Raw genomic sequence first — 14,722 nt, 5'->3', positions numbered from 1 at the left:
AATCTGGTCAAGGCAAAAGTGAAAGAACTTTTTGTCTTGACCTCAAAAAAATTGGTGCAACGCAGTGATATTAGTTACCTTTGAAGGGATAGAACGCTTCTGTCATAGCCTCGCCAACATCTAATTTATCAGGGAGTTAAAAATATTATGAAAAAAAGATTTATCCTTATTGTCAGCCTCATTGTTGCCATGCTAAGTATGGTCCCAGTCCAATCAACTTTTGCATCAGAATTTAATTTTGCGGTTACCCCAGTGATTCCTGAAAATCAAATCGATAAAGAAAAAACATATTTCGATCTATTGATGGAACCTGACAAACAACAAACAATCGAAGTCCAATTACGCAATGACACAGACAACGACATCACGATCGAAACCACGATCAACAGTGCAACAACTAATTTGAATGGTGTGGTGGAGTATGGTGAAAATAAAATTGAACCCGATAATAGTTTGGTTTACAATTTAAAAGATTATGCGAAAGCAGAGCCAGAAGTGACGTTACCAAAACATTCGGAAGTGACAGTGCCAATCACAGTCACGATGCCAGCAGAAAAATTTGATGGTGTCATGGCAGGCGGGATCACTTTTAAAGAAAAAACGGATGACACCCAGAGTTCTTCTTCAGAAGATAAAGGGTTAGCCATCAAAAATGAGTATTCTTATGTGGTTGCATTATTGATCCGTCAAAATATGACAGCGATCAAGCCTGATCTCAAAGCAACGAAAGTGGAACCCGCACAAGTCAATGCGAGAAATGTGATCAATGTACATTTGCAAAACCCTCAAGCGGTTTACTTGAATCAATTGAATGTAGCAACAACGATCACGAAAAAAGGATCAGCTGAAGTGCTGTACGAAAGCCAAGCCGAAAGTATGCAAATGGCGCCAAATTCTCACTTTGCTTACCCCATTTCTTTAAATGGTGAAAAGTTGGAAGCAGGGAAGTATACGATGAAGATGACTGCTTACGGCGAAAAAGCTGAAGATGGAGAATACAAAGTCAAAACTTCTAATGGCTCTGAGGAAACCTATAAATATAAATGGGAATTTGAAAAAGACTTTGAAATCAAAGGCGAAGTTGCTAGGGAATTAAACGAAAAAGATGTGACGATCGAACAAGACAATACTTGGATCTATCTATTATTCGGTATCCTATTATTATTGATTCTTTTACTTCTATTTATTTTTTGGAAAAGAAAAAAACAAAAAGATGAAGACGAATCTGAAAATAAATAATATCAATCCCTGATAAAAAAACGTCTGACTGATCAAATAAATAAGATTAGTCAGACAATTTTTGCTTGGAAACGTATGGTTTCACTTACTAAAAATGTCTAATCAAAAAAGGGGGAGAAAAGTGAAAAGACAAAAAATCGCCATATTAGGAACACTTTTGTTCGCGGTAGTCTATTTTGAATCTTCCAACTATATATATGCAGAAACGATCATTTATGATCCGTTGAATCCAACAGAAGAAATCCAAATTCAACCAGTTACTCCCCAACGTCCTGTAACGGATGAGAAAGAAGCAGAGGTTGAACACACCGAACAATCACAAGATACTGCAATTATAAATAACAAAAAGCAGAAAGTTGAAGAACAACCACCAGCCGAATTACCGTATCAAGATTCTTCAATTCCTAAAAAAAAGCGACCAAACAAAACAAAATTATTAGATAACCAGGGCGATATTATTAGCCAGATTGCTAGTACATCACGTAAAATAACCTTAGATGATCAATTTTTTTCTGATGATCACTCTCATAGCCAAGTGATGTTGCCACAGTCGAGTGGTTCTGGTTCTGCTAGTTCAGATAATAGTCAGATGGCAGCAATGAGCTACTTATTTTCAGGTACGATACTCTATGGAGAAAAACCAGAAGGTAGAGGAAATCAAAATGTTCAAACTATTTTTAGATAAGCCAGCGCAACGAAAGTTAGAGTTGCTACGTTATTTGGAAACAAAGCCACTTTTAATTGAAAATCATGAAAAAGTGCTGGAAGAATTGGATATCTCTTATTTTTTGCTGAATAAGTCAATGGAAGAATTGTCACATGATTTTGTGGACTATGGGCTAACGGATGAATTTCAACTGTTTTTCGAAGGAAATAACGTCCGACTGATTGAGAGTGGTCGAGGGAATTCGACAATTTTAGGTGAAATGTATGTCCGCCATTCCTTTGGTTTTTTGATGTTACAAGAAATATTTTTTGAAACGTTCGAATCTGTCAATGACTATGCGATCAAGAATTATATCAGTCATCCCCTTGTCTACCAAAAGCTGAAAGACATGCGTACGAGATTAGCAGACAAAGAACTTACAGTCACAAAAAAATTCTTATTAAGTGGGGAAGAAGGCTCTGTACGTGGATTGGTGACGTTTTATTTCACCAAATTATACGGACGGGCTTATTCGGTTTATCCAACAGAGATCACGAAACCAGTGGAAGAATTGATTCGGTTGCTTGAACCGAAATTCGCTGCTTCTTTTACAGGTTTTAGTGAAACAAAACTCCAACATTTTCTTTCAGTCAGCTTGATTCGAATAAAGCAAGGTTGGCGAATGTCCGAGAATAAAAAAAGTCAATTGACATTCAATAAAAAAATGTTAGAAACTAATGATTTCTTTCGAAGCATATTTTCTTGGCTTGAAAAAGAGGCAAAGATCGATACGGAAAAAGAGCTATATAGCGAAGCGCAACAGATTTTTGCTTATCTTGTTGTCGAAGGCGCAATCAATGAGCCGGAACTTATTGAGGGAGTGACACTAAAGGAAATACTTGCCTTGAATGACTTATTTCTTGAAGAACTTGGGCAAGCATTTATTCTCTCAGAGAATCAGCTAAAAGAAATCAGAAGACAGCTGACGGTCTTGCATTTGAAGATCAAATATTTCAAAGAAGAAAATATTGATGACAATAATAACCTGGATGTCACTTATTTTTATGAAATGTATCCAGAATATTTTTTGTTTTGCAGAGATTACATCAAAAAACAAAAAAAGAACAAGCAAATTTGGCTCGCAAAAGAATTTTTATTTTTTCATTATGTGTTAGTGATGATGGATACCTTACCGATCGATCAACAATTGAAACCTCTTCGTATTTGTATTGATTTTTCCTTTGGTCCGCAATTTAATGCGTTGATCAAAAATAATATCCAGAAAATCTCTGACTTGAATATCATCTACCAAACGAAGGCAGATGATGAAACAGATCTACTTTTGACAGATAAAGAAATCTGTTCTTTTGGAGACTTGTTCCAAATCATATGGTTAGTTCCTCCAAGGGCAGTCGATTGGGCTAATTTTACGAATCAATTATTAAAGATTCGTAGAAATAAAATAACTAAAATGAATCCGAATAATTGAGTACGGAGGGTGAATGTAATTACCACTCATAACAAAAATGCTTGAGATCCCATTGGTTTGAATGAAAAAACATGATACACTACAGATATTGTTTTTTTGAAAGGATCAGTGGATATGAAGGGTGCAATATTTGACTTAGATGGACTATTAGTTGATACAGAAAGAACTTATCGTGACGGTTGGCTATGGGGATTCAAGCAATTTGATATCGAAATACCTCAAGAAATCGTTGATACATGGGGTGGAAAAAATTGGAAACAAAGCTATGATTTGTTGATCAAAATGGCGGGAACACCGGAAATGGTACAAAAGGTTCGCGAAAAACGAGAAGAATATTTTTATCAACAACTGCATAGTGGCGCTATCCAATTAAAACCTCATGCAAAAGAAGTATTGAAAGAATTGAATGATCAAAAACTCATTCTTGGTCTCGCAACGACGACGGTAACAAAACGAGCAAACAATATTTTGGATCAATTTTCTTTGAAGCCTTATTTTCATACATATACCTTTGGGGATGAAGTGTCTGAAAATAAACCTTCACCAATTCCTTATCTAACTGCGCTAGAGCGGTCGGGATTGACAGCGTCAGAAGCCTTTGCAGTGGAAGATTCTTTGGTTGGTGCGACCGCCGCATCACGAGCAGGAATGGGTGTTGTTTTGATTCCAGATTCAAGCTTTGATCGGGCTTATACCGAAAGAGAAAAAGCAGATTTATCGATCTTAGCAGAAGGTACCGATCTTTTGATCGTGTTGGAGATGTTAGAAAAACAAAAAGGAAAAAAATAAACGGCTGGAAATCCAGTGCCACCAACGATTTTTTTATTGATCAATCGACTGAGTGCATATTTTTTTAAATTTCTTGCTTGACTTTTTGTTTTCACTTAGATAAAGTGTTCTCAACAACAAAATATGGATTCGTTGATAAGGAAAGTAAACTTGGAAACTTCAAAGAGAGGCTCTGGTTGGTGGAAAGAGTCAAGTAAGAAAAGTTGAAAAATGGCCTTGGAGAATAACTTGTCGATAAGTAGGCAAGTTCGGAAATGTCTGACCGTTAAAACGGACAACCAATCTCTCGTCAAGAGATGTTGGATCGAGGGAAGGAAACTTCCGAATAAAGGTGGTACCACGATACGTCGTCCTTTTATCAGTAGATTTATGCTGATAAAAGGATTTTTTTTATATATTTTTTGCGTTGAAATAGTAAGTACAAATACAAAAACCTTTAACAGAGAGCTTCGGTAGCTGAGAAGAAGCAAGGTGGCATGTTTGGAAAATGGCTATTGAGCAATTCACCCCGAGCAAAATTGTGAGACGGTGACGGTCGCAACCGTTAGCTTGCTAGAGTATGATTGTACTCGAAGAGGAGTTACATGTAAGTGTAACTTGAACATGAGGTGGTAACACGCAAAAAGGCGTCCTCAAGAAAGTGATGAGTCATTTTCTTGAGGATGCCTTTTTTTATCGTCAAACCGAAGGAGGAGTAAAAATGATTGAATTACAAGCAATAAATGTTTCTTTCCAACAAAAAGAAAAGACGATCCAGGCAGTGAAACAGGTGGATCTTTCGATTGCTAAAGGGGATGTTTACGGGATCGTAGGTTATTCAGGTGCTGGGAAAAGTACGCTGGTTCGTGTCATGAACCTGTTACAAAAACCAACAAGTGGCAAAGTCATCATCAATGGAACAGAGCTAGGAAAACTATCCCCGAAAGAATTACGAAAAGAACGAAAATCGATCGGGATGATTTTTCAACATTTTCACCTAATGGAAAGTCGCACGATTTTTGACAACGTCGATTTCTCGTTGAAATATACGAAAAAATCGAAACAGGAGCGTCGTCAAAAAGTTAATGAGCTTCTAACATTAGTCGGGTTAGAAGAAAAAGCTACTGCGTATCCAAAACAACTTTCAGGTGGACAAAAGCAAAGAGTTGCTATCGCTCGTGCATTAGCCAGTGATCCGCAAGTATTACTTTGTGATGAGGCAACGAGTGCCTTAGATCCAAAAACGACCCATCAGATTTTAGCTTTATTGAAAAAACTGAACCAGCAATTAGGATTGACGATCGTTTTGATCACACATGAGATGCAAGTCGTTAAAGAAATCTGCAACAAAGTAGCTGTGATGGAAAACGGGGAAGTGATCGAACAGGGAAGTAGCGTTCAGATTTTCAGTGCACCAAAAGAAGTTTTGACGCAAGAGTTTATCCGAACAGCCACCCACGTTGACCAAGCATTAGAAACGATTCGCTCGCATCGTGCTTTTGCAGATCAGTTGACCAATAAATGGTTAGTGGAATTGAGTTATGTGGGCACACAAACGAATGAACCGTTGATCGCACAACTTTATAGCAAATACCAAGTCATTGCGAATATTTTATACGGCAATGTAGAACTATTACAAGAAACCCCATTAGGACGATTGATCGTTACTTTATCAGGAGAGATCCATCAACGAGAAAAAGCCTTGGCTTATCTTATTGAATCCGGTGTACAAGCAACGATTTTACAAAAAAATGGCGCAAGTAAGGAAATGAAAGTGATTCAAGGAGGACGCTGATATGACCCATTTCTTAGAAACCTATTTACCCAATGTCTATTTGATACCCGATGAATTTATTGAAGCGACGAAACAAACGTTGTATATGTCTTTTTGGACCGCGTTGATCGGAGGTGCGATCGGTCTTGGTTTTGGGATCGTATTGGTTGTGACACGGCCCCAAGGATTGCTTGAAAATCGCTTGCTTTATGAGGTGCTAGACAAGGTCATCAATGTGGTCCGCTCGATTCCCTTTATCATTTTACTTTCTTTACTGGCATTGACGACTCGCTTTTTAGTCGGTACTACGATCGGTGCGAAAGCTGCTTTAGTCCCTTTGATCTTTGGTGTTGTGCCATTTTTCGCTCGACAAGTGGAAAATGCGTTGTTAGAAGTAGATCCTGGAGTGATTGAAGCAGCCGAATCAATGGGAACCAGTCCAATAGGAATCGTTTTTAGAGTCTATTTGATCGAAGGCTTGCCAGGGATCATTCGTGTCTCTGCATTGACGATCATCAATGTCATTGGCTTGACTGCAATGGCAGGAGCAGTTGGGGCAGGAGGATTAGGAAACCTAGCTATTTCTCGTGGGTATAATCGTTTTCAAACAGACGTGACGATCGTCGCCACTTTGTTGATCTTGATCCTTGTTTTCTTAAGTCAATGGATCAGCAATTTATTGATCAAAAAAATATCACATTAAACTGGAGGAATCATCATGAAAAAAATCATTCGTTATACAGTACTCGCTTTTGTTGCACTTATTTGGTTGGCTGGCTGTAGCCAAGGAAATGCCGAAACAGACACAAACAAACAAACGACAGTAAAACTTGGGATCATTGGAGAGGACACTGACGTTTGGGATGATGTCAAAGCACGTTTAGCAAAAGAAGATATTGACTTAGAATACGTGAAATTTACCGACTATAATCAACCGAATGCTGCATTAGCAGATGGCTCGATCGATCTCAATGCTTTTCAACATCAATTCTTTTTAGACAATTACAATACGGAACACGGAACGGATCTAGTCTCGATCGGCAACACAGTGAATGCACCTTTAGGGATCTATTCCAATACGATCCAATCCATTGATGATATCAAGGATGGCGCAAAAGTTGCTATTCCTAACGACGTCACAAATGGTGGACGTGCGTTGCTGTTGCTACAAACAGCTGGTTTGATCAAAGTTGATCCAGCGAAAGGGCAAACACCGACTACTTCAGATATCACTGAAAATACAAAAAACCTAGACATCTCTGAACTGGATGCCTCACAGACAGCTCGTGCATTGAATGACGTGGATCTTTCAGTGATCAACAGTGGTGTGGCAGTCGATGCAGGATTGAACCCAACGAGTGATGCTATCTTTTTAGAACCTGTCGATGACAGCGCCAGACCATATGTCAACATCATTGTAGCAAGAAAAGAAGATGAAAATAACGAAATCTATCAAAAGATCGTTGACACCTATCAAACGGAAGAAACAGCAAAAGTGATCGAAGAAACATCAAAAGGATCAAGCGTACCTGCCTGGGAAACATTTGGTAAAAAATAAAAAGCAAACTGGAGGAAGCCAATATGACAACATCTACTTTAACAACACATTCTTTTAAGGAAGCAATCCAGCAACGATTAACTGAATATCAAGCATTAGCACTAGATATCCATGACCATCCTGAGGTAAGTAATTATGAGTTTTATTCCTCAGATGCCTTGATCAAACAATTAGAAAAAGAAGGATTTTCTGTCACAAAAGATGTTGCTGGTCATCGAACAGGATTTGATGCTCGTTACGCTTCAGGAAAACCAGGACCAACGATTGCTTTTTTAGCAGAATTTGACGCTTTACCAGGAATCGGTCATGCTTGTGGACACAACTTGTTTGGTACGTATTCTGTCTTAGCTGCCAGTGTCTTGCGCGAACGAATTGCTGAGATCGGTGGAGAGGTTCGGGTATATGGCACACCTGGAGAAGAGGGAGGCGAAAACGGATCAGCTAAAGGAAGTTTTGTACGGGAAGGCTTCTTTGAAGATGTGGATGCGGCCCTTTGTGTCCATCCCGCATATCGTTACGGTAAAACGACAGAATCGTTAGCCAATGATCCAGTAGATATCAAGTTTCATGGCGTTGCTTCCCATGCGGCTGCCGCACCAGAAAAAGGAGTGAATGCCTTAGAAGCGTTGATTCAAGTGTTTAATGGAATCAATGCGTTGCGCCTGCAACTGCCAAAAGACGTCAATATCCATGGGATCATCACGGATGGTGGGGTTGCTGCAAATGTGATTCCTGAATATGCAGCGGGTCGATTTTACTTGCGAGCAAAAAATCGTCAGACATTGAATGAGGTGTATCAAAAAGTCGAAAATATTGTGAAAGGGGCGGCTTTGAGTACGGGAACAAGTTATGAATTTGGGTTGTTCCAAAATTCTGTCGATGATGTGATCGTGACACCTTCATTTGATGCGCTGTTCTTCAGCCATGCGAATGCAGCAGGTGTACCTGAGGAAGAAATCGAAACAAAAGAACAAACAAGTCTAGGTTCTTCTGACGTTGGTAACGTGAGTCATGTGATTCCGACGATCCAACCAACTGTCTCGATTGCTGATGAATATATCGCCGGTCATTCGGAAGAATTTAAAGCAGCTGCTCGCAGTGAAAAAGGACTAGCTTCGATTGCTATTGCTGCTGAACTATTGGCAAATACTGCATTAGATCTATTTGAAAAGCCAGAACTTCTAGATAAAATAAAGCAGGAGCATCAAGCAATACTTGCAAAAAAATAACGGAAAATGATGGATGGGTGAAAGGACTAGATCGTGATGAATCAAAACATTTGTTTTCAGAAAAAATACATTTAGATTGACAAATTGGACAGATGCAGGTAAACTTCATGAAAGTTCACTTTTCACCCAGTAGTAGTTTTGGTGTTTTGTTCAGAAAGTCGGTGGTTGCTGCGAACCGACCAAGCCAATTCTATGAATTACAGGAAAAGTTTTAACAATTAAATCATTCAAATCAAAGTGAAAAACAGATCTGTTTTTAATTAAGGTGGTACCGCGGAGAAATTCGTCCTTAGTTGAAAACAGATCTTTTTGTCTTTTTTTTAGGGAGGAAACGCAGATGAATTGTGGCGGAGTCATTCGATATCGAAGCTTTTTTAAGACGTAACAAACTTAAAAAAGGAGAATGGATATGGAAAAAATAAAAAAACCTAGTTTTATAGAAGCAGTGAGTGTATTAATAATTATCGTTGCAACGATAGCAGCCGGAGTAGTTGGCTTTAAGATTTCACCGAATATCGCGATTTTGATTGCTATTGGTATGGTCATGGTCTACGCAGCAGTGAAGAAACAGCCAACCGATCGATTACATGAAGGAATCATCAATGGTCTCAAACCGGGGATCATCCCGATCTTTATCTTTATTTTAGTCGGCGCATTGATTGCGGTCTGGATCCAAGCTGGCATCATTCCAACGTTGATGGTCTATGGCTTTAACATCATTAGTGTCCCCTGGTTTGTGCCTTCCGTTTTTGTTGTGTGTGCCATTGTCGGCAGTGCAGTCGGTAGTGCCTTTACTGTCATGTCAACCATCGGTATCGCCTTTTTCGGTATCGGCACAACGTTGGGATTGAACCCCGCATTAGTTGTCGGTGCTATTGTTTCTGGGGCAGTTTTTGGAGATAAGATGTCGCCATTATCTGAATCGACAAATCTGGCAGCAGCCATTGTTGATGCGGATCTATTTAAACATATCAAACATATGATGTGGTCAACACTTCCGGCATTTATTGTTTCTTTGATTTTGTTTGCATTTTTAGGACATACAGATAAAGGTGCCAGCTTGACAGAAATCCAAAATGTAACAACTATTTTAGAAAACAACTTTACGATTTCGATCTGGTCTCTAATCCCTTTATTCTTGATGTTGGTTTGTGCTTGGAAAAAAATTCCAGCGATCTTAACGATCCTGTTGAATATTGCCGTAGCAGTTGGAATGATTTTTATCCAAGATCCAAGCACTTCCTTCTCAGGACTAGCGACAGTCCTCGAATCTGGTTTTCTATCTGAAACAGGAAACACGCAAATCGATGCGTTACTTAGCCGCGGTGGGATCGAAAGTATGATGCCTACAGTGTCCTTGATTATTCTAACGCTTTCATTAGGCGGTTTATTGATCGAATTTGAGTTGATCTCTACAGTTATGGAAGTAGTATCGAAGAAAATGACGACGACACCTAAACTGATTTTTACGACACTAATGACAAGTATTGGTGTCAATCTGTTTATCGGTGAACAGTTCTTATCTGTGATCTTACCAGGAAATGCGTTCAAAGAAACATACAAAAAAGCAGGACTTGATCCAACTGTTTTGAGTCGTACCTTAGAAGATGGAGGGACAGTCATCAATTACCTTATTCCTTGGGGGATTGCCGGTAGTTTTGTTGCCAGCACGTTTGGAATACCAACGATGACCTACTTACCATTTGTATTTTTCAGTTTGCTTTCTCCCGTCTTTTCGATGGTCAGTGCCATTACTGGTTTAGGTATTGCAAAAAATAAAGAAAAGCAGGAACAATTGAACGTTGTGAAGGAAACGATATAAATTCAAAAAAATAGTCACCCAATCAGCGGGAGGCTATTTTTTTTGGATAATCAATGGATTGATTCATCAAGTGAACGTATCGATGAAGTGAAACAACATCTGTTCAAGTGTCGTTACAAAAAAAACGAGGGGGATCTTTTTGGACGAATGGTTCATTCAGGCTCAAAGTTCTCTAAAAAGACTAATAAAAACCAGCTAGAAAGCTCAAAGATCCATCAAGTGATCTCGTATTTTCTAGCTGGTTCATGGGGAAGTTTTAGTTATCTATCTTTATCATCAATCAAATCGAAGAAAAAGGCTCATTTTTTATCGCAAAGACATCTTTTTTCTTTTGATAGCTAAAGAAAATCACCGCATATAACAAAGCTGTCAAGACCGTTACACCAATTGAATTTGTCATGAGTATCCCAATCAAGATCAAGCTTAACGCGATCAAAGCAAATAAATTAAAACTTTTGGCTTGCCAAGTGCCTTTCTTCAATGCTAAACGAAAAGCGGCAGCGCTGATCATTAGCCAAATCACGAGTACCGTATAAGAAAGGGAACCAGCTAAGTAACCGAAAAGTTTGTCACCTACGAAATAGGAAAGGATGACACCTAGATATAGCACACTGGTACAAAATAATACAGCACGTTGTGGCACATAATGTTTGTTCAACTTTGCCAGTTTCTTGGCGGTGCCTTTTTTGTCTTTCAAACGGAAAAACAAGAGGCGAGAAGAAGCATAAACGCCAGAATTGATCGATGAAAAGAGTGCCAAGACAATGACGAAGTTCACGATATCACTAGCAAAAGGGATATTCATCTGTTCAAACACCAAGACGAACGGGCTAACCGCAGAACCAGCTAAAGTATTCCAAGGGAAAAGAATCAGCAATAAGAAAAGCGGAATAATATAGAAGGAAACAATTCGGCCCATGACCCCTTTTATCGCTTTTGGTATGGCTTTTTTAGGATCGTCCGCTTCACTGACAGTAATTGCAATCAATTCTGACCCGCCATATGAATAGATAACGACAAGTAATGAACTAACGACCCCTTTTAATCCATGGGGAGTAAAGCCACCGTGATCAGTCAATTGACTTAATGTAGGAAAAATTCCAGTTCCTAACATTTGTTGTCCGACGAGATATAACCCGAAAAGAATCATCAAGATGATGACACTGATCTTCGCAAAAGCTAACCAATATTCGGTTTCGGCGAATAAACGAACGGAATAAAGGTTGATCAAGGTCGTTAAAATAGCTAAAAGTAAAATGAAACACCAAGCGGGTACATGTGGAAACCATAATTGTAAAAATGAAGCCGCTGCTACAGCCTCAGCGATGATATTGATCATCCACATGGAATAATAGACCCAGTCGACGAAGTCCGCAGAATGATTACCTAAATAAGGGCGGATCAAGCCAGATAATCCATGTTGTGTATCCCCACCGTCTAAAACTAACTTACCTAGACCACTCATCACAATAAATAAAATACCACCACCAATCAAAAAAGCAAGTAAGACCGCAGGACCAGCGATTCCAATGGCTTCACCACTTCCTTTGAATAAACCAGCACCAATTGCACCACCCAAAGCAAGCATCGTGATGTGTCTGGAGCTTAGCTGTTTTTTTAATTTTGTTTGTTCTGTACTTTCCATCAAAAACCCTCTTTTCTAAAAACATGAATGAAAAAACAAGTAGGTTATAAAATAATATTCTCTATAATAACAAATTGTCTGACAATTACAACTATTCTGAAAACTTTTTTGTAATTTTTAATGAAACAATCATAGAACTCTTATCTGTTTTGATAATTATTGTTATATTTCTATAAAAAATAACTTGAAACGAAAGCGTTTCATTCGCTTTTTCCTTTCATACAGGGCTATTATAAGAGGAAACCCATAATTAATAGGTTTGTTTTGAGTAAGTAAAAATAAGGAGTTGATAACTATGAGCCAACACGAACGATTGCTTATAGCGAAAAATAAGGCGTTATATTTTTTCCCATACGTACAAACAATGGACGTCATCTCAGCAAAAGATTTGATGGATGATTCCTTTATGTCATCGTTCCAACAGCAACTCGATCAATATAAACTAATTATTTTTTTAGATTATGGATTTGATGTGGCATTTGCTTCTCGTATTCGACCGTACACAAATGCGAAGATCATCCTCTTCTTTTGGAACCATTTTAAAGAAGAACACCTTCAATTATTGAAGAAAGCAGAAGCAGAACCAGCAATTGATGACATTTACCATTTTGATATTTTAGAAGCAAAAGAGTTAGGGATTAAACACAATAGTTCTTTTTATTCAAAAGAGATGGAATTACCAAAAGCTGAAGTCACGACTGATCTGTTCTTTGGAGCAACTGATAACGGCAGAAAACAACGAGCAGATGATTATCAAGCCGCATTTGAACAGTTAGGTATTTCAACAAACTTTTATATTTTACCAAGTCGTGGAAATGATCAAGAAGGGTATCTGACCTATACAGAATATTTGCAAAAGACGAATGGTTCGACCGGTATTTTGGAATTGTTGCGAGAAGGTCAAAGTGGTGTGACTTTACGAACATTTGAATCTATTTTCTTCCAAAAAAAATTAGTCACTGATAACAAAGCAATTTCCGGGTATCGTTTCTACAATCCACAAAATATTTTCTTGTTGGAAGAAAGGAATTTGGAGGAACTTCCTGCCTTCTTAAATAGCCCTTATCAAACCGTCGATCGTGAGATCATCGAATTTTTTGATGTAGAAAATTGGTCACAGCGGTTTATCGATTATGATCCTAAAGTATTTTCTATCTATGAATATAGCGGTATTGAAGCACGTTAGATATGATATAGTTAAAGAAAAACACGTTGTTCAATCATCGCAGAAAAAGGAGTCTCAGAATGAAATTACTTGCAGCAATCGATTCGTTTAAAGGTAGCGCATCGTCTATTGAACTCAACCAAGCAGCATTGCAAGGCTGGGGGGAAGCGGAACAAACAGTCAATCAACCCATCGCAGATGGTGGCGAAGGAACCGCTGAAGTGATTTACGCTACTTTAGGCGGGGAATGGCGAACACTTTTTTGTCCGGATTTGCTCTTTCGGAAAAAAGCATGTCGTTATTTACTGACACAAAAAAAGAACCGTCAGTTAGCCATCATTGAATCGACGGAAGTCATTGGATTGGACTTGTTGACCGAACCGACAGATCAAACGATCCGGTTAGCTTCAAGTTTTGGTTTAGGAGAGTTGATCAAAGATGCTTTGAATCAGCAAGTAGACGAAGTTATCGTAACATTAGGTGGTAGCGGTTGTTCTGATGGAGGCTTGGGTTTATTGCAGTCATTAGGGGCGAAACTAAATGGCGTTACAGAAGGGAATCCTTTGTTATCTATCGAGACAATCGACGTCTCTCAATTAGAGCGAATCGAGCAACGATTGACGATCGCAGCGGACGTTACGAGTCCTTACACTGGCAAACAGGGGGCGACTCAACTATTTGGGAAACAAAAAGGTGGTTCACCAGAAACTCTAGCATTTTTGGAAGCCCAAGCAGAAAAGGTCGTTGAACAAATCAAGGAAAGCACAGCAATTGATTTGAATAAACTCGCTGGCAGTGGCGCAGCTGGTGGAATCGGAGGCGCTCTAGCCATTGTCGGGGCTACGATGAAAGCAGGTTTTATGACTGTCTCTGAGTTAGTAGACTTAGAAGATAAAATCAAATCAGCCGATATCGTGATTACAGGAGAAGGACGGATCGATCAACAGACAATTCATGGGAAAGTGCCTTATGGTGTGGCTTCTTTGGCAAAAAAACACAACAAAAAAGTTGTAGCGTTCTGTGGGAGTCGGGAAAAAGATTTAGGTGAATTAACGACGATTCTTCCTAGTGTATTTAGTATCCAAACTGGCCCAACTTCTCTTGATAAGGCATTGGATCATCAAGAAACACTTGAGAACGTCAGACTGCTTTCACAGGCAATCAGTGGCTTGTTTCAATAATTTATTGGTTGACAGTCTTAAAACACCTATGGTAACCTAGTGGCAAATAAAGACAAAGTGAGGGATCCGCGCATTGAAAAAGTAAGTCAATTTGTTGAAGCTGCATTTTAACTATACCTTGTTCGTTCAAGGGGATAGTATGCAGATTTTCAGAATTGGCTACTTTCAATGAGTGGGTCTCTTTTTGTACTCATCTTCTTTGACCA

12 protein-coding genes and 2 other annotated features are annotated in these 14,722 nt (G+C 38.8%); of the genes, 11 read left to right on the top strand and 1 reads right to left on the bottom strand.

Annotated elements, in window-relative coordinates:
* The first annotated feature begins 147 nt into the window (after window positions 1-147).
* The 9 genes from IGJ39_RS10760 (at window position 148) to nhaC (ending at window position 10,525) form a co-directional block, all read left to right on the top strand.
* On the top strand, window positions 148-1,239 hold the full coding sequence (locus IGJ39_RS10760) for a DUF916 and DUF3324 domain-containing protein (RefSeq protein WP_065096066.1): 1,092 nt from the start codon (window positions 148-150) through the stop codon (window positions 1,237-1,239).
* A 121-nt stretch (window positions 1,240-1,360) separates the two neighbouring features.
* Window positions 1,361-1,924, top strand: coding sequence for a hypothetical protein (locus tag IGJ39_RS10755; RefSeq protein ID WP_065096065.1), 564 nt, complete (start codon window positions 1,361-1,363; stop codon window positions 1,922-1,924).
* Complete coding sequence (locus tag IGJ39_RS10750; protein ID WP_065096064.1) at window positions 1,902-3,374, top strand: helix-turn-helix domain-containing protein; 1,473 nt, start codon at window positions 1,902-1,904, stop codon at window positions 3,372-3,374. The genes IGJ39_RS10755 and IGJ39_RS10750 overlap by 23 nt, the downstream gene beginning before the upstream one ends.
* A 114-nt stretch (window positions 3,375-3,488) precedes the next feature.
* Window positions 3,489-4,163 (top strand): HAD family hydrolase, encoded by a 675-nt coding sequence (locus IGJ39_RS10745; RefSeq protein WP_010734725.1) that lies wholly within the window; start codon window positions 3,489-3,491, stop codon window positions 4,161-4,163.
* 123 nt (window positions 4,164-4,286) lie between these two features.
* Window positions 4,287-4,521 (top strand) — a binding site (T-box leader).
* A 39-nt stretch (window positions 4,522-4,560) separates the two neighbouring features.
* Window positions 4,561-4,800: a binding site (T-box leader), on the top strand.
* A gap of 63 nt (window positions 4,801-4,863) precedes the next feature.
* Window positions 4,864-5,937, top strand: coding sequence for a methionine ABC transporter ATP-binding protein (locus IGJ39_RS10740; RefSeq protein ID WP_065096063.1), 1,074 nt, complete (start codon window positions 4,864-4,866; stop codon window positions 5,935-5,937).
* Window position 5,938: 1 nt separating this feature from the next.
* The gene (locus IGJ39_RS10735) at window positions 5,939-6,619 is read left to right on the top strand and encodes a methionine ABC transporter permease (protein ID WP_023520129.1); all 681 of its coding nucleotides are present in this window, start codon (window positions 5,939-5,941) and stop codon (window positions 6,617-6,619) included.
* Between the two features lie 15 nt (window positions 6,620-6,634).
* On the top strand, window positions 6,635-7,474 hold the full coding sequence (locus tag IGJ39_RS10730; protein WP_065096062.1) for a MetQ/NlpA family ABC transporter substrate-binding protein: 840 nt from the start codon (window positions 6,635-6,637) through the stop codon (window positions 7,472-7,474).
* A 23-nt stretch (window positions 7,475-7,497) separates the two neighbouring features.
* Window positions 7,498-8,703 (top strand): M20 family metallopeptidase, encoded by a 1,206-nt coding sequence (locus IGJ39_RS10725; protein WP_065096061.1) that lies wholly within the window; start codon window positions 7,498-7,500, stop codon window positions 8,701-8,703.
* Window positions 8,704-9,112: 409 nt separating this feature from the next.
* The gene (gene nhaC, locus IGJ39_RS10720) at window positions 9,113-10,525 is read left to right on the top strand and encodes a Na+/H+ antiporter NhaC (protein ID WP_065096060.1); all 1,413 of its coding nucleotides are present in this window, start codon (window positions 9,113-9,115) and stop codon (window positions 10,523-10,525) included.
* A 280-nt stretch (window positions 10,526-10,805) separates the two neighbouring features.
* Here the strand turns inward: nhaC and IGJ39_RS10715 are convergent, their stop codons facing one another.
* Entirely contained in the window at window positions 10,806-12,170 is a 1,365-nt protein-coding gene (locus IGJ39_RS10715) for an amino acid permease (protein WP_062804822.1), read from the bottom strand.
* A gap of 295 nt (window positions 12,171-12,465) precedes the next feature.
* On the opposite strand from IGJ39_RS10715, the gene IGJ39_RS10710 reads away from it, so the two are divergent.
* On the top strand, window positions 12,466-13,356 hold the full coding sequence (locus IGJ39_RS10710) for an oligosaccharide biosynthesis protein Alg14 (protein ID WP_065096059.1): 891 nt from the start codon (window positions 12,466-12,468) through the stop codon (window positions 13,354-13,356).
* Window positions 13,357-13,415: 59 nt separating this feature from the next.
* Window positions 13,416-14,516, top strand: coding sequence for a glycerate kinase family protein (locus tag IGJ39_RS10705; RefSeq protein ID WP_065096058.1), 1,101 nt, complete (start codon window positions 13,416-13,418; stop codon window positions 14,514-14,516).
* Window positions 14,517-14,722 lie beyond the last annotated feature (206 nt).

The sequence above is a fragment of the Enterococcus sp. AZ140 genome (assembly GCF_051714405.1).
Classification (GTDB): domain Bacteria; phylum Bacillota; class Bacilli; order Lactobacillales; family Enterococcaceae; genus Enterococcus_B; species Enterococcus_B pernyi.
This window is presented reverse-complemented; position numbering and strand designations above follow the sequence as displayed.

Coding starts and splice junctions, on each gene's coding strand:
- IGJ39_RS10760 (WP_065096066.1), top strand. CDS start 148: ATGAAAAAAAGATTTATCCTTATTGTCAGCCTCATTGTTGCCATGCTA.
- IGJ39_RS10750 (WP_065096064.1), top strand. CDS start 1,902: ATGTTCAAACTATTTTTAGATAAGCCAGCGCAACGAAAGTTAGAGTTG.
- IGJ39_RS10745 (WP_010734725.1), top strand. CDS start 3,489: ATGAAGGGTGCAATATTTGACTTAGATGGACTATTAGTTGATACAGAA.
- IGJ39_RS10740 (WP_065096063.1), top strand. CDS start 4,864: ATGATTGAATTACAAGCAATAAATGTTTCTTTCCAACAAAAAGAAAAG.
- IGJ39_RS10735 (WP_023520129.1), top strand. CDS start 5,939: ATGACCCATTTCTTAGAAACCTATTTACCCAATGTCTATTTGATACCC.
- IGJ39_RS10730 (WP_065096062.1), top strand. CDS start 6,635: ATGAAAAAAATCATTCGTTATACAGTACTCGCTTTTGTTGCACTTATT.
- IGJ39_RS10725 (WP_065096061.1), top strand. CDS start 7,498: ATGACAACATCTACTTTAACAACACATTCTTTTAAGGAAGCAATCCAG.
- nhaC (WP_065096060.1), top strand. CDS start 9,113: ATGGAAAAAATAAAAAAACCTAGTTTTATAGAAGCAGTGAGTGTATTA.
- IGJ39_RS10715 (WP_062804822.1), bottom strand. CDS start 12,170: ATGGAAAGTACAGAACAAACAAAATTAAAAAAACAGCTAAGCTCCAGA.
- IGJ39_RS10710 (WP_065096059.1), top strand. CDS start 12,466: ATGAGCCAACACGAACGATTGCTTATAGCGAAAAATAAGGCGTTATAT.
- IGJ39_RS10705 (WP_065096058.1), top strand. CDS start 13,416: ATGAAATTACTTGCAGCAATCGATTCGTTTAAAGGTAGCGCATCGTCT.